The organism is Epilithonimonas sp. (assembly GCF_032055105.1).
Lineage (GTDB): Bacteria > Bacteroidota > Bacteroidia > Flavobacteriales > Weeksellaceae > Epilithonimonas.
On sequence record NZ_DAMBRK010000006.1, the window covers coordinates 85,448 to 111,861 of the forward strand.

A 26,414-nucleotide genomic window follows, 5' to 3' on the forward strand; every position below is an offset into this window, starting at 1 on the left:
CAAAAAATGAAATCCTTCATCAATCATCCTTCAGATTCCGATTTTTCAATTCATAATATTCCGTTTGGAGTTTGTGTTTTTAACAAAGAGTTTATTGCCTGTGCCACAAGAATTGGCGATATCGTCATCGATTTGGCAACTTTATTTGACCTTGGCTATTTTGAAGATATCAAAGGTTTTGAAGAGAATGTTTTCGAAGGCTATACAATCAATGAATTCATAGAACTCGGAAAATCGATTACGAATAAAGTTCGTGAAAGGATTCAGGAATTATTGTTAGAGGATTCATTGCTATCGAAAGACGAAAGAGCTTTGGAAGAATGTTTCTACAATCTGGATGAGATTCAAATGATGATGCCTTTGCATATCCCGAATTACACAGATTTTTATAGTAGTATTCAACACGCAACCAATGTTGGAATGATGTTCCGTGACCCTGCAAATGCATTGTTACCAAACTGGAGACATTTGCCGGTTGGTTATCACGGTCGTGCTTCGTCCATTGTTTTGGCTGGAATTGATATTACAAGACCTTGCGGACAAATCAAACCTGTTGATTCAGATCAACCAATTTTCAGTGCTTCAAAACAATTGGATTTCGAATTGGAAATGGCGTTTGTCGTTAATAAAAATACAGATTTGGGAGAACGGATTTCTGTTGCAGAAGCAGAAGATGCAATTTTCGGAATGATGATTTTCAACGATTGGTCAGCAAGAGATATCCAAAGTTGGGAATATGTTCCGTTGGGGCCATTTTTAGGTAAGAATTTTGGTTCATCTATCTCGCCTTGGATTGTGACTTTGGAGGCTTTAAAACCATTCAAAACTGAATCTCCAAAACAAGAACCAGAAGTTTTAGATTATCTAAAATTCGACGGCGATAAAAATTATGATATCAATCTTCAGGTTTATCTTAAGCCAGAAAATTCTGAAGAAAATCTAATTTCTGAAAGTAATTACAAGTTTATGTATTGGAATATGTTTCAGCAATTAGCACATCACACAATCGGAGGTTGTAATATAGAAGTTGGCGATGTTTATGCCAGCGGAACAATTTCTGGCGAGGATGAAAAATCTTACGGTTCTATGTTGGAATTGACTTGGAGGGGAACAAAACCTTTGCAACTCAAAAATGGAATCGAAAGAAAATTTATAGAAGATGGCGATACAATCACAATGAAAGCTTGGTCAGAAAAAGACGGAATCCGAGTTGGGTTTGGTGAGGTTTCTGGAAAGATTTTACCAGCTGTTCCATTTAATTAAACAACAACCGTAGACACAAAGATTTTCACAAGGCTAACAAATGATATAAACTAGTAATCTTTGTGAAAAAACCTTGTGTTCTTTGTGTTAAAAAAAACTTATGAAAACCATCATCCCTTCCGATGTTTCTGCAATGCAATTGCAACAAGTTATGCAAACCGCAATTGCCCCAAGACCAATAGCTTTGGCAAGTACAATTAACGCAAAAGGAGAAATCAATCTTTCGCCTTTCAGTTTTTTCAATATGTTCAGTACGGTTCCACCGGTTGTGATTATTTCGCCTTCCAGAAGAGTTCGTAACAATACCACAAAACATACTTTGGAGAACCTGAATGAAGTTCCAGAATTGGTGATTGGAAATGTGAATTTCGATATGGTTCAGCAGGTTTCTTTGGCGAGTACAGAATATGAAGACGGGGTGAATGAGTTCATCAAATCAGGTTTGACAATGAAATCAGCAGATATTGTAAAACCGCCTTTGATCGCCGAATCTCCCGTTAATTTCGAATGTAAAGTTTTGGAAATTAAATCGCTAGGAAATCTTGGAGGCTCAGGAAATCTTGTGATTGCGGAAATTGTCAAAATTCATGTCAACGAAAAATATCTGGATGAAGCCGGAAATCTTGACCAAAAACAATTGGATTTGGTGGCGAGATTGGGTAGTAATTTCTATTCCAGAAACAATGAAAATAATATCTTCGAAGTTCCTAAACCTTTGGTTACAAAAGGAATTGGTTACGACCAGCTTCCCAACGAAATCAAACAAAGTAATATTTTTACAGGCAACGACCTTGGAATGTTGGCAAATGTCGAAATTTTACCAAATGGAGAATTTTCTTCGGAAAAAGATGTACATTTATTAGCACAAAGTTTTTTAAAAAACAATGAAATAGGCAAGGCTTGGGAAATTTTAAAACTTTGAAAAATGATTTAAAACTAAAACTTGTAAACTAAAAACTAACCAATAAACTATGAGGAGGACGGTATATAATGCCATTATCAGTATTCTGATTTTGGTTATTTTGGTATCCGTTTTCGGTGTTATTAATACTCAAGTCAGTCTGAAATATGAAACCGAAAATCCAAAAGAATGTATTTCTGTCATTACAGGCAGAGACCTTTGTTTATGGATTAAAAGTCTCAAAATCATCATCATTGTTTGTCTGATATTGACTTCGGGATTAATTAGTTTTCGGTATAAAATTATTAAGGATTGAGGTGATTATTTTTCTCGTTCTATTTTTATAGGATTTTGACTAGTGTCGAAAATGTCAACGATTCTGATTTCATTTTTATAATAATAATCGAAAATATCTTTAAGATTTTGAATTGCAAAATCAGTCCAAATAATTTTCATTATTACCAGTTTGAAGAAATTTTCTCCAACTCTTCTTGAGTTTTGAATCTTCCATTTTCAAAATCTTCTTCAGATTTGGCGATTCTTTCTTGAAGTTCTTCAATCGTAAACGGCTTCAATTCTTTCTCAATCTGTTTAGCTTTTTTCAAAAGTTTTTCGAATTGAGAAATCAACTCCTCACTTTGAAGATTCAGAAAAGCCTGAACAAATTCTATTTTTCTCGTTTCGATATTCATTTTCAATAGGTTTTAATCAAAATTACAAATTTATTCTTAATCAAATTTGAAATTAATTAAATTGTCTTCTCTCCATCCTCGCTCACAACCTGAGCTTTATAAAGCACAGAATAATAACCATTCTTCGCCAGAAGTTCCTGATGCGTTCCTTCTTCCACAATCAGTCCGTGATCCATTACGATGATTTTATCTGCTTTTTCTATTGTAGAAAGTCGGTGCGCAATAATAATTGACGTTCTGTTTTTCGTGATTTTTTCAGTCGCTCTTTGGATTAATTTCTCACTTTCGTGGTCGATAGATGAAGTGGCTTCGTCGAGAATCAAGATTTTCGGGTCAGAAAGATAAGCTCTCAAAAATGATAACAACTGTCTTTGTCCCAAAGAAATAGAAGAACCTCTTTCGCTGACAACATAATCATAACCGTTAGGGAGTTTTTCTATGAACTCATCCACTTCAATTTCGCGCGCTGCTTTTTTGATATTTTCAAGCGTGATATCTTCATCACCCAAAGTCAGGTTTTCAAAAATACTGCCGTGGAAAAGGAAAACATCCTGAAGCACAACACCAATATGACTTCTCAGATTGTATAATTCATAATCTCTAATGTCCACATCGTCCAGCATTATTTTTCCGGAATTAATATCATATAATCTTGTAATCAGACTGATAATCGTGGATTTGCCGGCTCCAGTTGCTCCAACAATTGCGACAGTTTCACCTGGATTTACTTTGAAATCGATACCTTTTAGAACTTCTTGTTTTTCATCGTAAGCAAAATGGACTTTCTCAAACTCAATTTTTCCGTCAAAATGGTCTTTGGCAATTGTTCCGTTATTCGGCATTGCTTGGTCTTCGTCCATAACACCTAGAACTCTTTCCGCACCTACAATTCCTCTCTGGATATTATTAAATCTATCTGCAATCTGTCTCAACGGACGAATCAACATATTAATAAACTGAATAAACGCAATGATAACACCAGGTGTAGATTTGATAAATCCTCCATAAAACAAGATGAATCCAATGAAAAGTGAGGAAATCAATTCAACGACAGGAAAGAATAATGAAAAGATAAAAACTGTTTTTAGTAAAGCTTTTTTCAGTTCAATATTAATCGTATCAAATTTCTTAAACTCAGCTTCTTCTCTATTGAAAACTTGAATTAATGACATTCCAGCCAAACGTTCCTGAACAAAACTGTTTTGCGTAGAAGTCCAACTTCTTTCGGAACCAAATGCAACCTTCAATTTCTTTTGGAAAACTCTCGTAATCACGACCATTATCGGAAGAATTGCCAGAGAAATCAAGCTGAGATGAGTGTCAACCTGAAACATCGCAAAAAGAACCATCACGATTCTCAGAATATCTCCAAAAACCATTAAAAACCCGTCTGTATAAACCGTTGCAATGGTTTCAACATCACCGACAGCTCTTGTTACAAGATTCCCGATTGCAGTTTTGTCAAAAAAAGCAGTCTTGAAATAAATCAGTTTGTGATACAATCTTTCCCTGATATCACGGATTACATTCTGTGAAATAAAATTCGAGAAATAAACCAGGAAAAAATTAAGAACCGTTTCCGCAATTACCAATCCAATCAGCAGATAGATGTGCTTCATCAGCTGTGCTTTATCTTTCAGCTGAACAATGTCTATATCGACAACATTTTTAGTAAGAATCGGTCTGTAAGTGGAAACGATTGCCAATAAAATTGAAATAATCAGTGTGAAAATAAACCACGACCTAAATTTCATTCCGATTAAAAATAATCGTTTTACAATGTCCCAAGTATTTTGTTGCTTCATCTGTTTTTATTAATTTTTCTAAGGTCAGATGGAACACCTTTAATTATACAAGGATAATTAAAAGAAAATTTGGTGAAGGTGTTTCATTTTTATTCTTAGAATTCAGGTGATTTTTTCAGAATCGAAAAAAATCTTTGCAAAAATAAGACTTTAAAAATTGAAATCTCAGCTTAATGATTTAAATATAAATTAAAATTCATAGCCAACATCTACCAAAAAAAGACCTTGCGCAGGAGCAGAAACACCCGCAGAATTTCGGAATTTGTCTTCAATGATTTTTCGCAAATCGTTTGGTGTAATTTTTCCGCTTCCGACTTCAATCATCGTTCCGACAATTGCTCTCACCATATTTCTCAGGAATCGGTCAGCAGAAATTGTGAACTTCAATTGATTTCCAATCTGCTCCCATTCAGCTTTGTAGATTTTGCAGATATTGGTTTTGTTATCGGTGTGGAGTTTGGCAAAACTTGTAAAATCATCATATTTGAAAAGGATTTTACAGGCTTCATTCATCAAGTCAGTATTCAAAGGTTTTTGACGCCAATATTGCCAAGAAGAATCTTTCGAAAACGGATTTTTTTCTAACGAAATATAATATTCATAAGTCCTAAAAGTCGCACTGAATCTCGCGTGCATATCATCAGCAACTTCAAAAATTTGTTTAATCGCGATATTTTCTGACAAAAAAGAATTGAGTTTATGAACCAAGTTTACATCAAGGTTTTGTTGAGTTTCAAAATGCGCAAACATTTTCTTAGCGTGAACGCCTGTGTCCGTTCTTCCAGCTCCGGTTGTTTTAATGGGTTCACGAAGAATGGTGGACAACGCTTTTTCCAATTCCTCCTGAACAGAAATCTGTTTAGGCTGAATCTGATAACCAAAATATGCCGAACCGTTGTAAGAAAACTCTATAAAATATCTCATTTCGGCTGTAAATTTCCTGAAATTTTTTTAATTATAAAGAATTCTTAATTCGTAATTTCGTGATTCGAAAAATCCTAAAGAATGAAACCTCTCAAAACAAATAAGCTTTCCAATCCTGCCGAATTTATAAAACTAATGCTTATTATATTTGTGCTAGTTTCGGTCTTTCTTTTCAGTCAAGGGTTGTCTCAAACCCAGGTTATAGTCAACGTTGTTGTATTGCTGATACTTTTCATTGGTTTGCAACTCACATTTGTAATCCTCTATAAAAAAGGCGTCAGGACTTTAGCATTTTGGATTCTGATAATTTTGCTGTTATTGGGACTATCACTTGCAGGAGCCATTTGGTATTTCTCAAAATATGGAATTAGTTTTCAGCTTTAATAATTAATTTAAATCTAAAATGAAACGTATTCTTCTTTTATCAGACACACATTCTTACATTGATGACAGGATTATTGATTATGCAAAAGATGCCGATGAAGTTTGGCATTGCGGAGATTTTGGGAATATGAATGTGATTGAAGAAGTCGAAAAAATAAAACCTTTGCGAGGAGTTTACGGAAATATTGATGATGCTAAAATCCGAACGATTTTCCCAGAAGTTTTGAGTTTCAAATGCGAAGAAGTTGACGTTTTAATGATTCATATTGGAGGTTATCCTGATAAATATTCGCCTTTAGCAAAGAAAGAAATTGCAGAGAAAAAACCGAAATTATTCATTTCAGGACATTCTCATATTCTGAAAGCGATGTTTGATAAAAAGAATAATCTTCTTCATCTCAATCCTGGTGCTTGTGGAAAATCTGGCTGGCATAAGGTGAGAACAATGATGCGTTTCACGATTAATAAAGATGAAATCAAGGATCTGGAAATCATAGAACTCGGAAGCCGGGTTTGAGAGTTTTAGAATTAAAGAGTTTATGAGTTTTTTTAATCATTTATAAATCATCATTTATCAATTATAATTAAGGATGAAAGTTGGAGATTTAGTTTCTGTAATCGATGAAAATCTTAGAGGTAAGGTTCTGAAAATTATTGCTAATCAGGTGAAAATCGAGGATGAGCACGGTTTTACTTATAATTTTTCGAAAGATCAATTAACAATCATCGATTCCGATTTATACGAAAATTCTCCCATTATAAAGAAACAAGAAACTCTAAAAATTACTTCAAAAAAACATAACAAAGCACCTTTGAAATTGGATTTGCATTTTGAATTATTAGTCAAAAATCCTTCGGATTATGAAGCTTTTGAAAGATTGATGATCCAGAGAGAAAAATTGATGGAAACGATTGGTTTTTGCAGAAATAATAAAATCAAAACCTTACAAATCATCCACGGAATTGGCGATGGTGTTTTGCAGAAAATGGTTTATGACGTTTTGGAGGGTCTTACTAATATCGAATACGACAGCGATGGATTTTTCTACCATCAATCTGGGAATGTTGAAGTCCGATTTCTTTAATTATCACTTTTTTTTTCAAATTATTTGGGTTGTCACGATAGAGAATTGATTGATGATGTTCTCAAGTCGTAATGGTAAACTACAACTTTACGTATAGTTTGCGTAAAGGTATTGCTGTTAGAGATTTCTTGGTAAGGATGCATAATTCTTCGTTGTTATAATATTGTTTACTAAAGGTTATCTCACGTTTCCTTAAAATATCTAATGTTATCAGGTGGTTTTGGTGTATTTGATATGCTTTTTTTAATTTTAAGATATTAACATTGTTTAACTTGTTTATTTTATTATTGTTTTTGTTTTAATGTCGGTTTTATTGTTTAATTGATGAATTATTTATTTTTTTTTGTATTTATAATTATTAACATTGGAATAATATTAGAATAAGATTAAAATTTGATTAAAATTTATTTTATGGTTAAAATGTATTAAAAAAAACAACATCTTTGTTAAATATTGTTAATTATAAATAAGAAATTTTATGAATGTTAAACTTAAAATTTTGAGTGTAGGTGTTTTGTTTTTTACGGGACAAGCACTTTTATCCCAGACATCAGACTCTACAAAAACATCTAATATAGAGGAGGTAGTTGTTGTAGGTTATGGTACTCAAAAGAAAAGCCAGGTAACATCGTCAGTAACAACTGTTAAGGGAGATGCGATTACTAACCTTAATACACCAACTTTTGAAGCTCAACTCGCGGGTAGGTCTTCTGGGGTTCAGGTAGTGAACAACTCTGGTGAGCTGGGTAGAGCACCTGTGGTAAGAATACGAGGGGTTAACTCAATCAGCTCAGGAATATCACCATTATATGTTGTTGATGGAATACCTATGTGGTCTGGAGATACTGGAGGAGGAAGTACACCAGCCAATGCTCTTGCAGATATTAACCCAGCTGATATTGAAACGATGACGGTTTTGAAAGATGGTGCTGCAACAGCTATTTATGGTTCTAGAGCAGCAAATGGAGTTATCCTAATTACGACGAAAAAAGGTAAGAACGGAAAATTTGCAGTTAATTATAACAATCTATTTAGTGTTGCGAATGTTGTGAAAAAATATGATCTATTAGGAACACCGGATTTTTTAACTATTTCTAACGAAAAAGCAGCAGCCGTAAGTACCGTTTGGGCGAGAGGCAGTGAATATAATACAGACTGGCAAGATGCCGTACTAAGAACAGGTACACAAACAGATCATTTCTTATCTATGACTGGAGGTCTGGGCAAAGGTAATTATTATGCTTCATTAGGGTATACAAAGCAAGAGGGAGTTATAAAGCCAAATGAAATGGAAAGGATGTCTTTTCGTCTCAATGCTGATCAAAAAGTGACAAACTGGTTCAAGTTATCAACTAGTTTAAGCTATTCAGAAACAGGGTATAAAGGTTTAAATAATGGAGCGAGCTCCATTTCTGGAGCAATGTTCAGTGCAATAAGACAATTGCCAAATACTCCTATCTACAATCCTTCTACACCAACAGGATATAATATATTTACCTCAGGAACTCTAAGTAGAGTTGGACAATGGGAAAACCTTATCCCAATTACTAGTGATCTTACAAACATTGCATATGTTGTAAACAATAATAATTACACATCCAATCTTACTAGATTTATTGGGAATGTGAGGGGCGATATTAATCTTGCAAAATGGTTAACTTATAGTCTACAAGTAAGCAAAGATAGATCTGTAACTACTGGTTTCTTATATTGGGATAGAGTACACGGAGATGGATTCTCTAGAGGAGGTTATATTTATAATAATTATCTTAATCTAGACCGATGGAATATCCAAAATATTTTAAACTTTGACAAAACTTTTGGCGAGCATAACGTAAACCTAGTCTTAGTAAATGAATACCAAAAACAAAAATCGAACTATTTCTTTGCGGGAGGACAAGGCCTTTCCACAGATTTCTTTGGGTCAGAAAATGTTATAACTGGATCATATACAACACAACTGTCTCAGGGTAGTGCGAGTGAAAATGGTTTGATTTCTTATGCTGCAAGACTTAGCTATAATTTTGCAAACAAATACTTCATCCAAGGGACAATAAGAAGAGATGGTTTGTCGTCATTACCTTCAGCTAATAGATACGGTAATTTCCCAGGTGTATCACTAGGATATACGGTTTCGAATGAAGAATTTTTGAAAGGCAATAGAATTATTTCAGATTTAAAATTGAGAGCTTCCTATGGTAAAGTAGGGAATACAGATATAGGAAATTATCCATATTTAGGATTATATAATAGTTACAGATATGCGGATGCAAATGGTTGGGGTTTTTCTAATACGGGGAATCCTTTACTAAAATGGGAAACAAATATTAAGAAAAATATAGGAGCAGATTTTGGATTTCTTAACAATAGAATTACCTTCAGCGGAGAATACTTCCAAAATCAAAATAACGATTTAATATTAGCGGTTCCGGTAGCTCCATCATTAGGAGTGCCAGGAAACAGCTATAATGCAAACATTGGTAATATGGTGAACAAAGGTTGGGAATTTGCTTTGAATGCTGACATTATCAAGACAGATAACTTTACTTGGTCTATAACCGGTAATTTAACATCAATCAAAAATGAGGTGTTATCTCTTGTAGATGGTTCTGATATAATCCAATCACAGAACAGCGAAACAGCATACTTGATAAGACCAGGAGAGTCTCTACGTTCATTGTATGGCTATAAATATTGGGGCGTGAATATAGCTAATGGTAACCCAGTTTATTACAAAGCTGATGGTAGCCTGGTTCAGTTTGATGTTACAAGTGGAGCTTATAGATTGTACGACGCTGCTAACCCGGGGACTTTAGGAGCTGCATCATCATTAACTGGTAATGATCGTTTCATATTGGGTAATACACTACCTACTTATTATGGATCTTTCAATTCTACGTTCAAATACAAGGCATTTGATTTTGGATTTTTGGCAAGATTTAGTGGTGGTAATTATATTTATAATGTTAGTAGAAGAGAATTGCTGAATCAAGATTTCTATAACAATGGAACAGAGATACTTGGTAGATGGCAAAGTGCGAGTAATCCTGGAGATGGCTGGACACCAAAATTAAGAGGTGGATACACAAGTAATATTAACACTACTGGTGTAGCAAACTCTAGATTTGTCGAAAAAGGTGACTTTATCAAAATTGATAACATTACTCTTGGTTACTCTCTCGATAAAAACTTTATCGAAAAAGTTGGACTTTCCAAACTTAGAGTTTTCGGAGTTGTACAGAATGCAATTATTATTACAAAATATTCTGGGCTAGATCCTGAAATGGAAAGTAACGGTATGGATTATAATGGCGTACCTAGACAAATGACTGTATCATTAGGGCTTAATGCAACGTTTTAAAAATTAATAAAATGAATAAATTTATAAATAAATCAAAAATCTTTATAGCAATAACTAGTATAGCTTTATTAGCTTTTACTAGCTGTAATGAGGAGAATGTTCTTAATCTTGAACCATACAACCAAGCAAGTGAAGATGCTGCTTTTAGTACAAGAGAAAATGTAATCTTATCTCTTAATGGTATGTACCAAGCCGCACAGATCGGGCAATATAATAATGCAACACCATCGCAAGCTGGTAGGGGCTATCCATTCGGAGCTGCTTACTTCCAACAAAATGATATGCGTGGGGAGGATATGGTAAACACTGCTGCTTTCTATGCTGTCACTTATATTGGAAGTTGGGATCCGGCTGGTGCTTTGAATACGGTTTACTATTGGATAGATACGTATAGACTTGTTAATAGGGCTAATCTATTAATAGAAGGTGTTACAAAAGCAATTTCTAATGGGGTTATAACTCAGGCAGAGGGCAATGATTACATTGGTCAAGCTTTATTCTTCAGAGCATTTAGCCATTATGAATTGCTTAACTTTTTTGCTAGACCATATAAGCATACTGCAGATGCATCCCACTTAGGTGTTCCTTATAGAACCGTGGGAATTAATACTCCAGAATTAATAGAAGAAAACAAAAAGCAACCTAGAGGGACAGTTGCTAGTAATTATGTACAAATATTAGAAGATTTGAACAATGCGGAAACTTTTATGTATTCTAAAACACAAAGAAGTACTGCAAAAGCGGCCATTGTATATGCTACAAAAGAAGCGGCTATAGCTCTTAAAACAAGAGTATATATGAGCAAAGGAGATTATAGTAGCGTTATTACTGAAGCTAATAAACTTGATGGTAAATATACCTTAACTCCAGATCCGAATACACCTTTTGCAAATAACTATGGTAATTCAGAAAGTATTTTCTCTTTAGAGAATTCAGCAACCAATAATCCTGATGTTAATGGTGCATTAGCTTCGCAATACCTTGGTAGAAGTTTGATTGCAATTAGTCCAATTATTTGGAATAATGCTGGTTGGTTGGCTACCGATAAAAGAAGAGGGGCTAGTCTTGTAACCTTCAAAGGAACTGCTTATTATACAAATAAATACAAAGATACTTCTACACTTACAGATGCTTCTCCATTAATAAGATATTCTGAAGTTCTTCTTAATAGAGCAGAGGCTAAGGCAAGATTAGATAATTCTACATATTTGGAAGATCTTAATACTGTAAGAAATAGATCTCTTGCAAACCCTACTACGGAAGCTTATACTTTATTTGCCAATAAGACTTTGGCAGTAAACGCAATTTTACTTGAGAGAAGAATAGAATTTTTGGCAGAAGGACAACGATGGAACACCATTCACCGGTTACAGCAGGACGATATTGCTCCAACAGCAGGAATACCTGCTAAGTACAAAAATGGAGCCGCTCCTTTAGCGGCTGATTATAGTATTGGAACAACATATGTTATAAAAACAGGGGATGTTCCTGCTATTCCATATTCTGATTATAGATATGTTTGGCCAATTCCACTTTTGGAAACAAGTGCTAATCCAACTTTAGCAGCGCAACAAAATCCAGGATATTAATTAAAAAAACAACTTTATCAAATCATTTTCAAAAAAGAGAGATACCTAATTTTAGATATCTCTCTTCTTTTTCTCTAGTTAAGAGAAACATCTTCTGGCGCATTCGCCCAAAGAAGAAACTCGCCACCAAGATTTTGCATAATATTTTTCCAAAGATTCTGGTCATTAGGAAGGGTGTAATCCAGATTATAAACATCCACAATTGTCCACATTTTCCGTTGCAGTTCGCTTTCCAATTGCAGAGCGCCCCAACCCGAATAACCTGAAAAAACCTTGATGTCTGAGATATTAATTTCATTATTCACAATCGCAGAAACCACAGAATCAATATCTTCGGTCAGATAAAATTCCTGATTAATTTCTATAAAATTCTCCGTCACTTTTTCGCCTTTCAGGATAAAATAAACTCGGTCATTTTCCACAGGTCCGCCTTCGTAAAGCTCGACTGGGAAACCAAAAACATTCAGAAGCCTCGAACTCATATTCTGATTCTTCTTGTTCAGGATAAGACCAAATGCCCCATTTTCGTTGTGACTCACAATCAGCACCACCGAGCGCGAAAATATGTCGCCCGAAACATCAGGTGTTGATATTAAAATTTTACCTTTGTAAGAGTAATTCATCTATCAAAGCTATTAAAAAATATTTTTTTGAAAAAGAATTGAAGAAAAATTTAAGTTAAAATTACCAGAATTTAAATAATTTGGGCGCCTTTATCCGCCCTCCGTTCCCGCTTTTTTGTTTTTTTTAGGAAAAAAACAAAAAGAGCTCCACTCAGGTCGGGGCGCGCTTCGCAAAAAAGAAAAGTTGTCTATCAATTATAATTTTCTCATAATTTGAATTTTTATCTTTGATGAGTTTTACGTCTTTGTGAACTTAAAACAGTAATTATCTAAAAAAATCTTAGCGAACTTTGTGTTCAAATAATTTCCAGCATTCAAATAAAATGAACAACGAAAACCTCCACGATAAAAGAAAAGTTTACGACAAATCCCAACTCATCGAGACCGAAATCAAAGAAAATCCAATCGAGCAATTCCGTAATTGGTTTCTGGAAGCCGAAGAAAATCCACAAGTTTCCGAAGCCAACGCAATGGCAATTTCCACAGTCGAGGAAGACGGTTGTCCAAGAACCCGAATGGTTTTGCTGAAGTCTTACAATTGGGAAGGTTTTGTTTTCTATACCAACTACGACAGTCGAAAAGGAAAATCGTTGGAGAGAACTCAAAAAGCTTGTCTTAGTTTTTTCTGGCCAAGTCTGGAAAGACAAATCATCATCAAAGCCAATATTGAGAGAATTGCTGAAAATCTCAGCGACGGCTATTTCCATTCTCGTCCAAAAGGAAGTCAACTTGGAGCAGTTGTTTCGCCACAAAGTCAGGAAATCCCAAACCGAAATTTCCTCGAAAACAAACTAAAAGATTTAGAAACCGAATTCGAAAACAAAGAAATTCCAAGACCAGAAAACTGGGGCGGTTATATCGCAAAACCCTATGAAATAGAATTTTGGCAAGGCAGACCAAATCGTCTTCACGATAGAATTCTTTACTCGTTGACAGAAGATTTTGATTGGAAGATTTCCAGATTAGCACCGTAGTTTTAAAAAAAATAGAGCATATTTTTGTCATTCCGGAGGAAACCTAACAACGCGGTTCGACGAAGTCAATCCAGACAGTTTAGATTCCTTCAGAATGACAAATTTTATGTTTTATTAGATGATTTTCTACTTTTATTTGAAGATTTATAAAAAAATCAGACATACTATTTACTTCTCGACTTCAAAATTGCCTCAACATCTTCTATTCTAAAACCTTTCGCTTTCAGCAAAATCAAATAATGGTAAAGTAAATCTGCAGCTTCATTTAAGAAAAGATCATCGTTATCATCTTTCGCCTCAATAACCAATTCTACAGCTTCTTCACCTACTTTTTGCGCAACTTTGTTAATGCCCTTTTTATAAAGTTCATTGGTGTATGAATTTTCATCATTATTATCAATTTTGTCAGAAATGGTTTGTTGTAATTCATACAAAAATCCTTTGTCAGATTCTTCTGCAAAACAAGTCGTCGTTCCTTTGTGACAAGTTGGTCCAAGAGGATTCGCTTTGATGAGAATTGTATCGTTATCACAATCCAATTTCCAATCAATCAATTCCAAAAAGTTACCAGAAGATTCGCCTTTTGTCCAAAGTCTGTTTTTGGAACGCGAAAAAAAGGTTACTCGTTTTTCCTGCAAAGTTTTGTCAAAAGCTTCTTGATTCATATAACCCAGCATCAGAACTTTCAGGTTGAGGTAATTCTGAATAATAACGGGAACTAAGCCAGTATTTGTATCGAATTTTATAGTCATCGTATTGGTAAATTTTTAGATTTAAGATAATTTTTAAGTTCAGGAATTTCGATTTCATTAAAATGAAAAATGCTCGCCGCTAAAGCTCCTGTTGCTTTGGTTTCTGTAAAAACATCTTCAAAATGTTTCATTGTTCCCGCACCTCCGGAAGCAATCACAGGAATGTTCACCAATTCTGCAAGTTGTTTTGTGATTTCAATGGCGAATCCAGCTTTCGTTCCGTCTGTATTCATAGAGGTTAGGAGGATTTCGCCTGCTCCAAGATTTTCGACTTCTTTTGCCCAAGAAAATAATTCTTTTTCAGTTTCGATTTTTCCGCCGTTACTGAAAACTTTGTTTTGATTTTCAACCAATTTTGTATCAATTGCCACAACCATACATTGCGAACCAAAACGTTTGGCAACTTCGGTTATCAGATTCGGATTAGATAAAGATGCCGAATTTATAGTGATTTTATCAGCGCCGTTTTTCAAAAGTTCTTCCACATTTTCAAGCGCATTAATTCCACCTCCAACCGTAAACGGAATATTGATGTGTTTCGCAATATCTCTCACCAACGGAATCAAGGTTTTTCGTCTTTCTTCAGTTGCAGAAATATCCAGAAAAACCAATTCATCTGCGCCTTGATTAGAATATTTGATGGCCATTTCCACTGGATTTCCGACTTCTTTCAAATCCAGAAAATTAACGCCTTTTACCGTCTCACCGTTTTTGATGTCGAGACAAGGAATGATTCGTTTTGCTAACATTAGAGAAATGGTTTTAAATCGTTAAACGTGATTCTATTTTCGTACAAAGCTTTCCCAATAATTGCACCTTCACAACCGATTGATTTTACTTGAACTAAATCATTACTAGAAGTAATTCCGCCGGAAGCAATCAGTTTGATATCGGGATTTTCGCCAATGATTTTTTCATATAAATCAAAAGAAGGACCTTCCAACATTCCATCTTTATCGATGTCTGTCGAGATAACATATTGAATTCCGTCTTCTGTTTTTTCTTTGATGAAATCATAAATATTGGTTTGGCTTTCCTCTAACCAACCGGAAACTGCAATTTTTTCTCTCCTTGCATCTGCTCCCAAAATGATTTTTTCAGAACCATATTTTTCTAAAGACTTTAAAAATAATTCTGGATTTTTGACTGCGATACTTCCCAGTGTGACTTGTTTTGCGCCATTTCCAAAAGCAATTTTGATGTCTTCTTCAGATTTTAATCCACCTCCAAAATCTATGATTAAATTGGTTTGAGTGGAAATCTGTTCTAATATTTTATAATTAATAATTCGGTTTTGTTTGGCGCCATCCAAATCAACTAAATGCAGAAACTGAATTCCATTGTCTTCGAAGTTTTTAGCAACGTCCAAAACATTGGAGTTGTAAATGGTTTTCTGATTATAATCGCCTTTAGAAAGTCGAACACACTCTCCGTTGATGATATCTATTGCAGGGATAATTCTCATAATTTTAAAAAGTTTTCTAATATTTTACTTCCAAAGATTCCGCTTTTTTCAGGGTGAAACTGAACTCCGAAAAAATTGTCTTTTTGCAAAGCTGTGCTGTAAGATTCGGAATAATCTGTTGTGGCTATTGTATTTTCGTTTTTCTCAGCGTAATAACTGTGAACGAGATACATATAACTTTGCTCAGGAATGTTTTTAAACAAATCCGACTTCAAATCATAAATCTGATTCCAGCCAATCTGCGGAACCAAAACCGAATTTGGAAATCTCTTCACCAAAACATCAAAAATTCCCAAAGCTTTCGTATCACTTTCTTCCGAATCTTTACATAACAATTGCATCCCAAGACAAATTCCCAAAAGTGGTTGTTTGAGTTCTGGAATTAGCAAATCTAATCCGGTTTCTTTTAACGAACTCATTGCGAAAGATGCTTCTCCAACGCCGGGAAAAATCACTTTATCTGCTTTGGAAATTTCAGCGAAATTATCCGTGAGTTTAGCGGAAAATCCCAATCTTTCTATCGCAAATAGAAGACTTTGAACATTTCCAGCTTTATAATCTATAATAACTGTTTTCATTTTTAAAATAATTTATAATTCATCATTTATAATTAATAATTACAGCATTCCTTTTGTTGACGGTAAAATCATTTTCTCCGAATCTCGTTTTACAGCAGACTTCAGACATTTTGCAAAAGCTTTGAAAATCGATTCTATTTTGTGGTGTTCATTCTCGCCTTCGGCTTTGATGTTAAGGTTTGCTTTCGCCGAATCTGAAAACGATTTAAAGAAATGAAAGAACATTTCGGTTGGCATTTTTCCAATCATTTCGCGTTTGAATTCTGCATCCCAAACCATCCAATTTCGCCCTCCAAAATCTAGTGCAACCTGAGCCAGACAATCGTCCATTGGCAAAACAAAAGCATAACGTTCGATTCCTAATTTGTTTCCTAAAGCCTGATAAAAAGCTTCGCCAAGTGCAATTCCTGTGTCTTCAATCGTATGATGTTCATCAACTTCCAAATCGCCGTCAACCTTGATTTCCAAATCCATTTGACCGTGTTTCGCAATTTGGTCAAGCATATGGTCGAAGAATGCAATTCCTGTATCAATGTTGGATTTTCCTGTTCCGTCGAGATTTAGATTGATTTTGATATTGGTTTCGTGGGTATTTCTAATGATTTCTGAAGTTCTGTTTTCGAGTTTCAAGAATTCATAAATCTCTTTCCAAGAAGTTGTTTTTAGGGAAATCACTTTGTCCAAATCATCATTTTCCAAAATCTCATCTGCGCCCAGATTTTCATCATTATTAATAAAAATGGCTTTTGAATTAAGATTTTTCGCCAATTTTACGTCAGTGATTCGGTCACCAATTACGAATGAATTTTCTAAGTCATAAGTGTCTTTATCAAAATATTTTGTCAGCAAACCTATATTTGGTTTTCTGGTTGGCGCATTATCTTTTGCGAAAGTTTTATCAATGAAAATATCTTCGAATTTTACATCTTCATTTTTAAAAGCTTCGATAATGAAATTCTGAATTGGCCAGAAATTTTCTTCAGGATGAGAATCTGTTCCCAAACCGTCTTGATTCGTCACCATCACCAATTCGTAATCCAATTCTTTCGCGATTTTTGATAAATAAGTGAAGACTTGTGGATAGAATTTCAGTTTTTGAAAAGAATCAACCTGATAATCTTCGGGTTCAAGAACCAAAGTTCCGTCGCGATCTATAAATAGTAATTTTTTCATTTTTAAATTTTGATTGTTTGGAGATTTTCTATCAATTTTTGATTTTCTTCTGGAGAACCGACTGTAATTCTCAAACAGTTTTTTATAACCGAATTTCGGTTTCTAATAATCACTTTTTTCTTAACTAATTCTTGATAAACTGAATCTGCATTGTCAACTGCAATCAAAATGAAATTGGCATCTGAAGGGAAGATTTTCTTAACCAAGTCAAGTTTTTCTAAGTTTTGGATTAAGGATTTTTTCTCCTCCAAAATGATTTTAATATTTTCTGAAACCAGATTTATATTTTCATCATTAAGTGTGTTTAGAATCGCATCTTGATTAAGTTGACTGATATTGTAAGGCGGTTTTACTTTATTGTAAAATTTAATGATTTCTTCGGAAGCATAAGCAATTCCAACTCGAACAGAAGCCATTCCCCAAGCTTTGCTGAATGTTTGACTGACAATGAGATTAGGATAATTTTTGATTTGATTTCTGAAACTTTCTTCTGGACTAAAATCGATGTAAGCTTCATCAATAAAAACAATTCCGTTGAAGTTTTCCAGAATGTATTTTATATTTTTGATCGAATTTCCCGTCGGATTATTGGGTGAACAAATGAAAATTATTTTAAAATTTTCGTCATTTAAATATGGTTTTAAAGTTTCCAAATCGATTTGAAAATTCTCATTCAAATCTAGGTTGATTAATTCTACATCATTGATATTGGCAGAAACTTCATACATACCATAAGTTGGCAAAAATGTTAAAACCTTATCTTTTTTCGGTTCACAAAATATTCTGAAAGCTAAATCAATCACTTCATCACTTCCATTTCCCAAGAAAATATTTTCGGTTGGAATTTGATTTATTTCATCAAGTTTTTGTTTTATCTTTTTCTGATAAGGATCAGGATAACGATTCAGTTCCCCGTAAGGATTTTCATTCGCATCCAGAAAAATTCCATTTTCACCTTCAAACTCATCTCTTGCGGAAGAATATGGTTTCAGATTCAGGATGTTTTTTCGAACTAAATTTTTTATATCAATTGTCATTTTCTAAAGATTTTAATCGGATTGAAACTGCATTTTTGTGAGCGATTAATTCTTCTGCTTTTGCCATTACTTCAATGGTTTGTCCAAGATTTTTAATTCCAGTTTTTGTAATGTTTTGAAATGTAATTTTTTTAACAAAACTGTCTAGAGAAACACCACTGTAATTTTTAGCAAAACCGTTGGTCGGCAAAGTGTGATTGGTTCCGGAAGCATAGTCGCCCGCACTTTCCGGACTGTAATTTCCTAAGAAAACTGAGCCTGCATTTGTGATTTTGTTTGTGAAATTTTCAGCATTTTCAATCGCTAAAATCAAATGTTCAGGTGCATAATAATTTGAAAAATTAATTGCTTCATCGATGGAACTTAACAAAATTGATTTGCTGTTTTGTAATGCGATTTCAGCAATTTCTTTTCGTGGTAATTCTGCAAGTTGTTTCTCAATTTCAATATTAATTTCATTAATGATTATCTGAGAATTACTTAAAAGAATTACTTGAGAATCGGTTCCGTGTTCGGCTTGGGAAAGCAAATCTGAAGCGACAAAACTTGGAACAGAAGTTTCATCTGCAATCACCAAAACCTCACTTGGACCAGCTGGAATGTCAATGGCAACATTGTAGTTAAGAGCCAATTGTTTTGCAGTCGTCACGTATTGATTTCCAGGACCAAATATTTTATCAACTTTTGGTATTGTTTCTGTTCCAAAAGTCAAACCCGCAATCGCTTGACTTCCTCCAACTTTGAAAATGTTTTTAATTCCAATTAAATTTGCTGTGAACAAAATCGCTGGATTGATTTTTCCGTTTTTATCGGGAGGCGAACAAAGCGTAATATTCTTACAAGCTGCAATAGTCGCGGGAATTCCCAGCATCAAAACCGTAGAAAACAAAGGCGCTGTTCCTCCAGGAATATAGATTCCAATATTTTCTATCGCCCGATTTTCTCGCCAGCAGAAAACACCTTCGGTTGTCTCGATGATTTTTTTCTCTTTTTGTTGAGAACTGTGAAATTTTCTAATATTTTCACAAGCAATTTTAATAGCAGATTTTAATTCATCAGAAACTAATTTTCCTGCTTCAATGATTTCATTTTCAGAGACTTTTAAATCTTGAATTAAAACTTTATCAAATTGTTCTGTGAAGAATTTCAACGCATTGTCTCCATTATTTTTAACTTCAGAAAAAACTTCTTTAATTTGACTTTCAAGATTTTCTTGATTTTGCAAAGGTCTTTCGCAAAGGTCTTTCCATTCAGAAACTTTAGGATAATTAAACTGCTTCATCATGATATCATTTTTTCAATTTCTAAAACCAGAATTCCTTGTGCGCCTTCTTTTTTCAAGTTTTCAATCACGTCCCAAAATTTATCTTCTTTGATAACTGAATGGATTGATGACCAACCGCTTTCGGCTAGAGGAAGAACGGTTGGAGATTTCATTCCAGGTAAAAGATTGATGATTTTTTCGAGGTTTTCATTTGGAGCATTCAGAAGAATATATTTGCTTTCAGAAGCTTCTTTTACAGCATTAATTCTGAATAAAAGTTTCTTTAGAATTTCTTGATTTTCATTCGACAAATTCTCGCTGGAAATCAAAACGGCTTCGCTTTCCAAAACAGTTTCTACTTCTTTCAATCCATTAGTCAGTAGAGTAGAACCAGTGCTAATGATGTCGAAAATCGCATCGGAAAGTCCGATTCCAGGCGCAATTTCTACACTTCCACCGATTTTTTCGATTTGTACATTGATGTTATTTTCTTGGAAATAGCTTGAAAGAATCTCAGGATAAGAAGTTGCCACTTTTTTATTTTCGAAATATTGAATTCCGTTATAATTTTCTTCTTTTGGAATTGCCAAAGACAATCTGCATTGAGCAAAACCAAGCTTTTGAACTATCTCAATATTTTTCTTTTGTTCTAAGACTTCATTTAGCCCGATGATTCCAATGTCAGCAACGCCTTGCTCAACATATTGGGGAATATCGTCATCACGAAGAAATAGAATTTCTAATGGAAAATTAGAAGAAACTGCTTTCAGTTTTCTGGTTCCGTTGGAGATTTTGATGCCACATTCTTCCAGAAGTTTCAGAGACTTTTCGCTCAGTCTTCCGTTTTTTTGAATGGCTAATTTTAGTTTACTCATTTTTAATTTAATAGATAAAGCCTGAGTAAACAATGGAAAATTGGGAAACAAAAAACCGTCTGATTACTCAGACGGTTAATATTATTTTGAAGTTATGACATATCACTACCTTCCCGCCTGAACGTGAAAATGGTGATGATGATGCATAAGTTGTATAGACATTTCTTGCTTTTTGTTGAGACAAATGTAGAAATTATTTTTAAATAATTCTATTTTTTTGGAAATAATTATAGAAAACTATTTTTCCATTGAGTAACCATTTCGGTAAATTTGGTGTTTTCAAACGATTTATTTCTGATTTTAGAAACCGCATGAACGCCCTTTTCATCAGAAATTCTCAGGATTTCTTCAGCCTTTTGAGATTCGAAAGCGATGATTTCAGCTTCTTCAATTTCTGCCAATTTATTTTTATGGATAAAAGTCACGAAGTTTTCCATCAAAGGTGAAATGTATGCGCCTTCCGTTTGCTTAGGAATTTTAATCACATTCTCTTGAAGAAACAAAAGATTTCCGAAAATACTTCTTGCGATTTTCTTGTTCGGATTCAGAAGAATGACGTCATCCAAATCATTTTCTTTCGCATAGATTTCTGCATAGATATTCTCTGCAGAATGAACCCGGATGTTACTCAAAAGATTAGCATTCACATTGATTTCCTTAATCAAATCCAATTCGATATTACCTTTAATATCAAGGATGTCATTGGATTCTTCGATTTCAAAATAGAAAGCTGTTTCAGATTTGGGAAGAGGTTTGTCTTCTTGTTTTCTGTAAGCCATCAGTTGGATAATTCCGTTCTGGATGCCTTGGTCAAGAATTTCTCTTTGGAACAATTCCTGAAAAAATTCTAGAGTGTAACTTAATGGGATATTCAGCCTCATTTTCCTCATCGATGCCATTAGGAAAAAATAGGATTCTTCTGCCATTATGAGTTGTCCGTTTCTGACAAAGAACGACACCCAAACCGAATCTCCATAAAGAAAAGAACGGTTGATGAGTTGGAGATTATCTTCGGTATAAACTAATTTTTGCATTGTAGTATAAAAAAATAATGAACGATAAAATCGTTCATCTAAAAATATTAAGCTGCACCTAATTTTATCTGTAAATTTTCTATCAGGTTTTCCCAATAGAGTTTATTTTCTTCTTCGTCACCAGGTTCGCAAAAATCGGTGATATTAAGGGACAAGTCATCTGTAATTTCATCAATGATGATAGAAAGTTCGAAGAAATATTTAGTCCCTTCATCTTCTTCCCAACGGAAACGCACAAAACTTTCTGGCTTATAACGAATAAGTGTAGCTCTCTCAGCAGGACCACCGCCCCAGCTGAAAAAGAAATCGTCACCACGCTCTACAACGTCGTCTGCAAACCACTCTGATAATCCTTCTGCACTTGCCAAATACTCATACAAAATCTCCGAGAGACAATGCATATTGTATTCATACTGCACTTTCGTTTTCGCCATATTCTAATTCTAATTGTGGCGCAATATATAAATTAATTTTTTATTTCCAAATGAAAATGTCTATGGAAATTCAAAATTTTTATAGAAAATAAATATGATTTTTATTAGTTGATTTTAGACCATTGATGAATACTAAACTTTGCAATTATTATGGCAGCTTAATCCGCCTTCCACTCCCAATCTTTTTTGCAGACGATTTCAGTAAAAATAAAACTAGAGTCCAAGCAAAAAAGGATTTCCGCTCAAGTCGGGCTGCAGTTTCTGCAAAAAAAACAAGGGTTACTCTAAAAACGAAATTTGTCATTCCGTAGGAATCTCGACAGCGAAGTTTAGATTCCTACGGAATGACAAAGTGTATAATAAATTCTTCTTTAAGCGAAGCGCCTTTGTGAACTTAAAACATTTAGTTATCAAAAAATTTTAGTACGCTTTGTATTCAAAAATTATTCAACTTCATTCAAAGCTTCTAAAATAATCGCGCAACCTTTTCGGATTTCGTCTTCTGAGATTGTAAGTGGAGGAGAGATTCTCAGATATTCATTTCTATATAATTGTAAAAAAACAATTAATCCCTTTTCCATACATTTTGAAATGGTTTTTATCGTAATGTCAGGTGTTCCAAGATTCACAGCCAGCATCAATCCTTTTCCATTGATATTTTTGATTTTCGGGTGAACGAGTAGTTCTTTGAAAAGTTTTTCCTTTTTATCGGTTTCGTTCATCAGTCCGCTTTCCAAAACTTCTTTCAAAGTAGCGTGTGAAGCAGCAGCAATTAATGGATTTCCTCCAAACGTTGTAATATGTCCCAGCTTTGGTGAATGTGAAAGACTTGTCATAATTTCTTTCGAACTCATAAATGCACCCACAGGAACGCCGCCGCCCATTCCTTTTCCCATCACGAGAATATCAGGGACAATTCCGAAATGTTCAAATGCAAACAATTTTCCTGTTCTTCCAAACCCGGGCTGAATCTCATCCAAAATCAACAATGCTCCAACTTCTTCACAACGTTTTTTTAGATTGATGAAGTAATTGTCTTTCGGGATAATAAAACCCGCCGCACCTTGAATAGTTTCTACAATCACACAAGCGGTTTTCTCTGTAATTTTATCAAAATCATTTTCATTATTGAATTCGATAAAATTGACCATTGGCAACAACGGTCGGAATTCTCTTTTGTGAACTTCATTTCCTGCAACAGAAAGTGCGCCGTGCGTATTTCCATGATAAGCATCTTTGAAGGCAATGATTTCTTCTCTTCCTGTGTAACGTTTCGCCAATTTCAAACTTCCGTCAATGGCTTCTGCACCGGAATTCACAAGATAAGTAACTTCCAAAGGTTCGGGAGTCACTTCTGCCAAAAGTCTACAAAGTTCAACCGGTTTTTCCTGAGCATATTCGCCGTAAACCATTACGTGGAGATATTTGTCTGCTTGCTCTTTAATCGCGTTAACGACTTTCGGATGAGAGTGTCCCAAAGTATTGGCGGAAACCCCAGCTACAAAATCCAGATAAGCTTTTCCGTCTTTTCCGTAGATGTAACTACCTTCTGCTTTTTCCACTTCGAAACCAGATGCGAACGGTGTGGTTTGTGCTTGATATTGATAGAAATCTTGATTTATATTAGAAATTTTTTCTACATCAGATTTTAAAATCCATAATGAGTTTTTTACGGGATTATGATTGATTAAACCTAAAGAATCCAAATTTTTATCAAACAGAATCAAATATTTCGTTTCTTCGATTTCAATAATTTTTCCCGTTTCTCCTATAAGAATCCAATAATTTTCATCTTCATTTATAATTTTTGAAGGATGTGACGTTCCAAGAAAACTTTTTATTTTTATTTTAGAATTGATTTCCATTGCCTGAATTTTTCAACAAATTTAAAAAAGATAGCGTTCCTACAGAACGCCCTCTCAAATTGATTTATTCTATAGTACACAGATTTCATTCCTAAAGGAATGTTCTGTTATTTTTTTACCCTAACCGGTGTTTTGGGTTTGTTCTTTTCCTCGAGTTTTTTGCGTTCTGCTTCGGCCCGGTCAAAGAGAGAATTGTCCGATTCATAAACAATTTCGGGGTAATTTGGCGTGTCGAGAAAAATATCGCCCCATTTCTGTGGACGGTCTTTGGTATTCCAATTAAAATCTTTGAAGAAACGCTCTTGTTTTGAGATTTTGCTCATTGGATAAGTGTCTGTATTGGCGCCAATGTTACAAGAAACTATTTCCAAACGACGTTCTAGAAAATCGGCCACAATCTCACCACACGTGGAAAGTGCAACGCCAATTCTGGTGACTTCTTTCGTTTTTTGATTGGTATCATCTGCATATGTAATGGCTTGTGCATTACCAACGGTTTTGGCGCTGTCTATAGCATTATTCGTTAGATAAACAATCATTAATTTTCCTTTGATTTGATTGAACTCGTCTTTCAAATTCAGAGAGTCTGCTTTGCTGATGGCGAAGGCATTTCCGATGACTCTTATAGAGTCTGTAACTTCTTTTTCGGGATTGCTGTAAACTCTTATTTCGTCTCCGGTTATCTGTTTTACGCCCATCCAGAGAATTGGTTTTCTCATCAAGTGCATCTCGCCATCGGTCTCGTTAAAACTGAGAGAATCTGCACGACCTTGCATGTTTGTTTTGAAAATCCTCACTTTTCTGAAAGCGCGTAAAAAACTCTTTTTTTTGAGCTTATCAATAGAATCGGGTTTCTGAAATGTCAAGAATTTTTCTGCCGAGATATAAGCCGAATCTTTACTCAAGATTTTTACGGCATATGGTTTATCTGTAATCATAGCAGAATCTTTTTTCTCGTAGATTTCGCCGTAACCACCTTTTATGAAACGATTTTGTCTCGGGTCGTCCAACATTACGTTGCCTGTTCCTTTTCCGAAGCCTGTGTTTCGGTTGTAGTACAATTTATCGCCAGTAAGAACTTTGTCGTTATAATGGATTCTGGAGTTTTTATTCAGGAAAGATTCTCCAGTTTTGGAATTATGAGTTCCTAATTCTGTGTAAACATAGTTTCTTGGATTTTCTTTACTTCTGATTGTTGTTGGTCCAAAGAAATCGGAAACATTGGTGTTTTGATTGGTTTTGATATTATCGCTGACGATGGTGTACTTATCCGTTTCGATATTGGAACGACCAATGAAATCAATCATTTTTGTATTGAGATAATAAGTCGCCGATTTGGTGTACATCACACTTCCATCATTACTATAAATCGTTCCGCCAGTATTGAAATAAGCCGTGTTCGGGATTTTATCGTAATAGAGTGTTTCTGTTTTGATGGTTTGTTTCGGATCGGTGAGGACTACATTTTTTCTGGCGATTCCGCGTTCTGTGTTTCCGTCGTATTCCATTTCTTGGGCGGTGATTCTGTTTCCGTCGGCAGTTGTAAGAACAACATTTCCGATGGCTTTCAAGAAATTTTCTTTTTGAAAAAAAACAACTTCATTGGCTGTAAGAACAGAACCTTGATGTTCAAAAACAACATTCCCAGAGAACACCGGATTACCTTCATATTTTTCTTCTTTGATGCCGAAAGTATCAGCATGTTTATTAATTACTTTTTTAGAAGGCTGTGTTTGAGTATTTTGATTTTTGAAAAAAGGGTCTTTTACCAATCCCGGATTTTGGGCTGGCGGTGTGACCTGAGAAAATAGTCTAACAAAAATTAGAAGTAGAACTACAAAAAAGGATTTCTTCATTAATTTTCAGACTTCTTGTGTCCGTAGAAGTACAGAGAGTGCGTATCAATACTTACACCAAATGCTTTTTCGATAGAGTCTTTGATTCCCTGAATTCTCGGGTCGCAAAACTCAATGATTTCCTCGATTTCTTTGTCAGAATCTGCTTTGTAAATTACCAAGTGGTCGTGCTGTTTATCAAAATAAGACTTTTCATAAGAAGATGTACTCAAAGTTTTTTCCCCGAATTGGTGCTTTCTAATTAAGCCTGCATCCAAGAAAATCTCAATCGTATTGTAAATCGTCGCCTTACTTACGTGATACTTTTTTTGCATCATCAATAGGTAAAGGTCATCCACATTGAAGTGGTGCTCCATATTGTAAATCTCTTCCAGAATAGTGTAACGTTCCGGCGTGTTGCGGAAACCTTTATCCTGAAGATATTGTCTTAGAACGTCTTTTATAGTTGCGATATTCAACTCTTTTTGTTTCGTATCCATT

Annotated in this window: 27 protein-coding genes; 9 read left to right on the top strand and 18 right to left on the bottom strand. The window is 34.6% G+C overall.

The window, feature by feature from the left end; translation table 11 throughout:
• Positions 1–6: 6 nt before the first annotated feature.
• From fahA to RTY06_RS06775, 3 genes are all read left to right on the top strand, one after another.
• Positions 7–1,263 (top strand): fumarylacetoacetase, encoded by a 1,257-nt coding sequence (fahA, locus tag RTY06_RS06765; RefSeq protein ID WP_312823761.1) that lies wholly within the window; start codon positions 7–9, stop codon positions 1,261–1,263.
• Positions 1,264–1,363: 100 nt separating this feature from the next.
• Positions 1,364–2,185, top strand: a complete 822-nt coding sequence (locus RTY06_RS06770; protein WP_312823762.1) for a flavin reductase family protein — start codon at positions 1,364–1,366, stop codon at positions 2,183–2,185.
• Between the two features lie 49 nt (positions 2,186–2,234).
• Positions 2,235–2,480: a hypothetical protein gene (locus tag RTY06_RS06775; protein ID WP_312823763.1), complete on the top strand. Its 246-nt coding sequence runs from the start codon at positions 2,235–2,237 to the stop codon at positions 2,478–2,480.
• A 5-nt stretch (positions 2,481–2,485) separates the two neighbouring features.
• On the opposite strand, the gene RTY06_RS06780 is transcribed toward RTY06_RS06775, so the two are convergent.
• The 4 genes from RTY06_RS06780 to truA all read right to left on the bottom strand — a co-directional run bounded on the left by RTY06_RS06780 (position 2,486) and on the right by truA (position 5,585).
• On the bottom strand, positions 2,486–2,620 hold the full coding sequence (locus RTY06_RS06780; protein ID WP_312823765.1) for a hypothetical protein: 135 nt from the start codon (positions 2,618–2,620) through the stop codon (positions 2,486–2,488).
• A gap of 2 nt (positions 2,621–2,622) precedes the next feature.
• Positions 2,623–2,856, bottom strand: coding sequence for a hypothetical protein (locus RTY06_RS06785; protein WP_312823766.1), 234 nt, complete (start codon positions 2,854–2,856; stop codon positions 2,623–2,625).
• A 56-nt stretch (positions 2,857–2,912) separates the two neighbouring features.
• Positions 2,913–4,661: an ABC transporter ATP-binding protein gene (locus RTY06_RS06790; RefSeq protein WP_312823768.1), complete on the bottom strand. Its 1,749-nt coding sequence runs from the start codon at positions 4,659–4,661 to the stop codon at positions 2,913–2,915.
• Between the two features lie 189 nt (positions 4,662–4,850).
• On the bottom strand, positions 4,851–5,585 hold the full coding sequence (truA, locus tag RTY06_RS06795; protein ID WP_312823769.1) for a tRNA pseudouridine(38-40) synthase TruA: 735 nt from the start codon (positions 5,583–5,585) through the stop codon (positions 4,851–4,853).
• Positions 5,586–5,666: 81 nt separating this feature from the next.
• Here truA and RTY06_RS06800 point away from each other — a divergent pair, with 81 nt between their 5' ends.
• The 5 genes from RTY06_RS06800 to RTY06_RS06820 all read left to right on the top strand — a co-directional run bounded on the left by RTY06_RS06800 (position 5,667) and on the right by RTY06_RS06820 (position 12,004).
• Positions 5,667–5,969, top strand: a complete 303-nt coding sequence (locus tag RTY06_RS06800) for a hypothetical protein (protein WP_312823771.1) — start codon at positions 5,667–5,669, stop codon at positions 5,967–5,969.
• A 19-nt stretch (positions 5,970–5,988) separates the two neighbouring features.
• The gene (locus RTY06_RS06805) at positions 5,989–6,486 is read left to right on the top strand and encodes a metallophosphoesterase family protein (RefSeq protein ID WP_312823773.1); all 498 of its coding nucleotides are present in this window, start codon (positions 5,989–5,991) and stop codon (positions 6,484–6,486) included.
• A 73-nt stretch (positions 6,487–6,559) separates the two neighbouring features.
• Positions 6,560–7,054, top strand: coding sequence for a Smr/MutS family protein (locus RTY06_RS06810; RefSeq protein ID WP_312823775.1), 495 nt, complete (start codon positions 6,560–6,562; stop codon positions 7,052–7,054).
• A gap of 478 nt (positions 7,055–7,532) precedes the next feature.
• Positions 7,533–10,415, top strand: coding sequence for a SusC/RagA family TonB-linked outer membrane protein (locus RTY06_RS06815; RefSeq protein ID WP_312823777.1), 2,883 nt, complete (start codon positions 7,533–7,535; stop codon positions 10,413–10,415).
• A gap of 11 nt (positions 10,416–10,426) precedes the next feature.
• The gene (locus RTY06_RS06820; protein WP_409450831.1) at positions 10,427–12,004 is read left to right on the top strand and encodes a RagB/SusD family nutrient uptake outer membrane protein; all 1,578 of its coding nucleotides are present in this window, start codon (positions 10,427–10,429) and stop codon (positions 12,002–12,004) included.
• A 74-nt stretch (positions 12,005–12,078) separates the two neighbouring features.
• Here RTY06_RS06820 and RTY06_RS06825 read toward each other — a convergent pair whose 3' ends face one another.
• Entirely contained in the window at positions 12,079–12,627 is a 549-nt protein-coding gene (locus tag RTY06_RS06825; RefSeq protein ID WP_312823781.1) for a YqgE/AlgH family protein, read from the bottom strand.
• A 323-nt stretch (positions 12,628–12,950) separates the two neighbouring features.
• Between RTY06_RS06825 and pdxH the strand changes: the two genes are divergently transcribed.
• Positions 12,951–13,601 (top strand): pyridoxamine 5'-phosphate oxidase, encoded by a 651-nt coding sequence (gene pdxH / locus RTY06_RS06830; RefSeq protein ID WP_312823783.1) that lies wholly within the window; start codon positions 12,951–12,953, stop codon positions 13,599–13,601.
• Between the two features lie 164 nt (positions 13,602–13,765).
• Here pdxH and hisIE read toward each other — a convergent pair whose 3' ends face one another.
• From hisIE to RTY06_RS06895, 13 genes are all read right to left on the bottom strand, one after another.
• Positions 13,766–14,353 (bottom strand): bifunctional phosphoribosyl-AMP cyclohydrolase/phosphoribosyl-ATP diphosphatase HisIE, encoded by a 588-nt coding sequence (gene hisIE, locus RTY06_RS06835; RefSeq protein WP_312823785.1) that lies wholly within the window; start codon positions 14,351–14,353, stop codon positions 13,766–13,768.
• Positions 14,350–15,102, bottom strand: coding sequence for an imidazole glycerol phosphate synthase subunit HisF (gene hisF / locus RTY06_RS06840; protein ID WP_312823786.1), 753 nt, complete (start codon positions 15,100–15,102; stop codon positions 14,350–14,352). The genes hisIE and hisF overlap by 4 nt, the downstream gene beginning before the upstream one ends.
• On the bottom strand, positions 15,102–15,818 hold the full coding sequence (hisA, locus tag RTY06_RS06845) for a 1-(5-phosphoribosyl)-5-[(5-phosphoribosylamino)methylideneamino]imidazole-4-carboxamide isomerase (RefSeq protein WP_312823787.1): 717 nt from the start codon (positions 15,816–15,818) through the stop codon (positions 15,102–15,104). The genes hisF and hisA overlap by 1 nt, the downstream gene beginning before the upstream one ends.
• Positions 15,815–16,396 carry an imidazole glycerol phosphate synthase subunit HisH gene (hisH, locus tag RTY06_RS06850; protein ID WP_312823788.1) on the bottom strand — a complete coding sequence of 194 codons (582 nt, stop codon included), beginning with the start codon at positions 16,394–16,396 and terminating at the stop codon, positions 15,815–15,817. The genes hisA and hisH overlap by 4 nt, the downstream gene beginning before the upstream one ends.
• A 39-nt stretch (positions 16,397–16,435) precedes the next feature.
• Positions 16,436–17,569, bottom strand: coding sequence for a bifunctional histidinol-phosphatase/imidazoleglycerol-phosphate dehydratase HisB (gene hisB, locus RTY06_RS06855; RefSeq protein WP_312823789.1), 1,134 nt, complete (start codon positions 17,567–17,569; stop codon positions 16,436–16,438).
• 2 nt (positions 17,570–17,571) lie between these two features.
• Positions 17,572–18,606, bottom strand: coding sequence for a histidinol-phosphate transaminase (hisC, locus tag RTY06_RS06860; protein ID WP_312823790.1), 1,035 nt, complete (start codon positions 18,604–18,606; stop codon positions 17,572–17,574).
• The gene (hisD, locus tag RTY06_RS06865; RefSeq protein ID WP_312823920.1) at positions 18,596–19,888 is read right to left on the bottom strand and encodes a histidinol dehydrogenase; all 1,293 of its coding nucleotides are present in this window, start codon (positions 19,886–19,888) and stop codon (positions 18,596–18,598) included. The genes hisC and hisD overlap by 11 nt, the downstream gene beginning before the upstream one ends.
• A complete protein-coding gene (gene hisG / locus RTY06_RS06870; protein WP_312823791.1) occupies positions 19,888–20,745 on the bottom strand; it encodes an ATP phosphoribosyltransferase in 858 nt (285 codons plus the stop codon). The genes hisD and hisG overlap by 1 nt, the downstream gene beginning before the upstream one ends.
• 227 nt (positions 20,746–20,972) lie before the next feature.
• Positions 20,973–21,779 (bottom strand): aminotransferase class IV, encoded by an 807-nt coding sequence (locus RTY06_RS06875; protein ID WP_312823792.1) that lies wholly within the window; start codon positions 21,777–21,779, stop codon positions 20,973–20,975.
• A gap of 47 nt (positions 21,780–21,826) precedes the next feature.
• Positions 21,827–22,213 carry an START-like domain-containing protein gene (locus RTY06_RS06880; protein ID WP_312823793.1) on the bottom strand — a complete coding sequence of 129 codons (387 nt, stop codon included), beginning with the start codon at positions 22,211–22,213 and terminating at the stop codon, positions 21,827–21,829.
• A gap of 443 nt (positions 22,214–22,656) precedes the next feature.
• Positions 22,657–23,835 (bottom strand): aspartate aminotransferase family protein, encoded by a 1,179-nt coding sequence (locus RTY06_RS06885; protein ID WP_312823922.1) that lies wholly within the window; start codon positions 23,833–23,835, stop codon positions 22,657–22,659.
• A 350-nt stretch (positions 23,836–24,185) separates the two neighbouring features.
• Entirely contained in the window at positions 24,186–25,934 is a 1,749-nt protein-coding gene (locus RTY06_RS06890; protein WP_312823794.1) for an OstA-like protein, read from the bottom strand.
• The gene (locus RTY06_RS06895; protein ID WP_312823795.1) at positions 25,934–26,413 is read right to left on the bottom strand and encodes a transcriptional repressor; all 480 of its coding nucleotides are present in this window, start codon (positions 26,411–26,413) and stop codon (positions 25,934–25,936) included. The genes RTY06_RS06890 and RTY06_RS06895 overlap by 1 nt, the downstream gene beginning before the upstream one ends.
• Between the last annotated feature and the right edge of the window lies 1 nt (position 26,414).

Bases quoted from the DNA above. Each gene is read 5' to 3' on its own strand.
- hisG (WP_312823791.1), bottom strand. From the start codon at position 20,745: ATGAGTAAACTAAAATTAGCCATTCAAAAAAACGGAAGACTGAGCGAA.
- fahA (WP_312823761.1), top strand. From the start codon at position 7: ATGAAATCCTTCATCAATCATCCTTCAGATTCCGATTTTTCAATTCAT.
- RTY06_RS06815 (WP_312823777.1), top strand. From the start codon at position 7,533: ATGAATGTTAAACTTAAAATTTTGAGTGTAGGTGTTTTGTTTTTTACG.
- RTY06_RS06775 (WP_312823763.1), top strand. From the start codon at position 2,235: ATGAGGAGGACGGTATATAATGCCATTATCAGTATTCTGATTTTGGTT.
- RTY06_RS06805 (WP_312823773.1), top strand. From the start codon at position 5,989: ATGAAACGTATTCTTCTTTTATCAGACACACATTCTTACATTGATGAC.
- pdxH (WP_312823783.1), top strand. From the start codon at position 12,951: ATGAACAACGAAAACCTCCACGATAAAAGAAAAGTTTACGACAAATCC.
- RTY06_RS06790 (WP_312823768.1), bottom strand. From the start codon at position 4,661: ATGAAGCAACAAAATACTTGGGACATTGTAAAACGATTATTTTTAATC.
- hisF (WP_312823786.1), bottom strand. From the start codon at position 15,102: ATGTTAGCAAAACGAATCATTCCTTGTCTCGACATCAAAAACGGTGAG.
- RTY06_RS06800 (WP_312823771.1), top strand. From the start codon at position 5,667: ATGAAACCTCTCAAAACAAATAAGCTTTCCAATCCTGCCGAATTTATA.
- hisD (WP_312823920.1), bottom strand. From the start codon at position 19,888: ATGAAGCAGTTTAATTATCCTAAAGTTTCTGAATGGAAAGACCTTTGC.
- RTY06_RS06825 (WP_312823781.1), bottom strand. From the start codon at position 12,627: ATGAATTACTCTTACAAAGGTAAAATTTTAATATCAACACCTGATGTT.
- hisA (WP_312823787.1), bottom strand. From the start codon at position 15,818: ATGAGAATTATCCCTGCAATAGATATCATCAACGGAGAGTGTGTTCGA.
- RTY06_RS06880 (WP_312823793.1), bottom strand. From the start codon at position 22,213: ATGGCGAAAACGAAAGTGCAGTATGAATACAATATGCATTGTCTCTCG.
- RTY06_RS06780 (WP_312823765.1), bottom strand. From the start codon at position 2,620: ATGAAAATTATTTGGACTGATTTTGCAATTCAAAATCTTAAAGATATT.
- RTY06_RS06895 (WP_312823795.1), bottom strand. From the start codon at position 26,413: ATGGATACGAAACAAAAAGAGTTGAATATCGCAACTATAAAAGACGTT.
- hisC (WP_312823790.1), bottom strand. From the start codon at position 18,606: ATGACAATTGATATAAAAAATTTAGTTCGAAAAAACATCCTGAATCTG.
- hisIE (WP_312823785.1), bottom strand. From the start codon at position 14,353: ATGACTATAAAATTCGATACAAATACTGGCTTAGTTCCCGTTATTATT.
- RTY06_RS06890 (WP_312823794.1), bottom strand. From the start codon at position 25,934: ATGAAGAAATCCTTTTTTGTAGTTCTACTTCTAATTTTTGTTAGACTA.
- RTY06_RS06810 (WP_312823775.1), top strand. From the start codon at position 6,560: ATGAAAGTTGGAGATTTAGTTTCTGTAATCGATGAAAATCTTAGAGGT.
- RTY06_RS06820 (WP_409450831.1), top strand. From the start codon at position 10,427: ATGAATAAATTTATAAATAAATCAAAAATCTTTATAGCAATAACTAGT.
- RTY06_RS06875 (WP_312823792.1), bottom strand. From the start codon at position 21,779: ATGCAAAAATTAGTTTATACCGAAGATAATCTCCAACTCATCAACCGT.
- truA (WP_312823769.1), bottom strand. From the start codon at position 5,585: ATGAGATATTTTATAGAGTTTTCTTACAACGGTTCGGCATATTTTGGT.
- hisB (WP_312823789.1), bottom strand. From the start codon at position 17,569: ATGAAAAAATTACTATTTATAGATCGCGACGGAACTTTGGTTCTTGAA.
- RTY06_RS06785 (WP_312823766.1), bottom strand. From the start codon at position 2,856: ATGAATATCGAAACGAGAAAAATAGAATTTGTTCAGGCTTTTCTGAAT.
- hisH (WP_312823788.1), bottom strand. From the start codon at position 16,396: ATGAAAACAGTTATTATAGATTATAAAGCTGGAAATGTTCAAAGTCTT.
- RTY06_RS06770 (WP_312823762.1), top strand. From the start codon at position 1,364: ATGAAAACCATCATCCCTTCCGATGTTTCTGCAATGCAATTGCAACAA.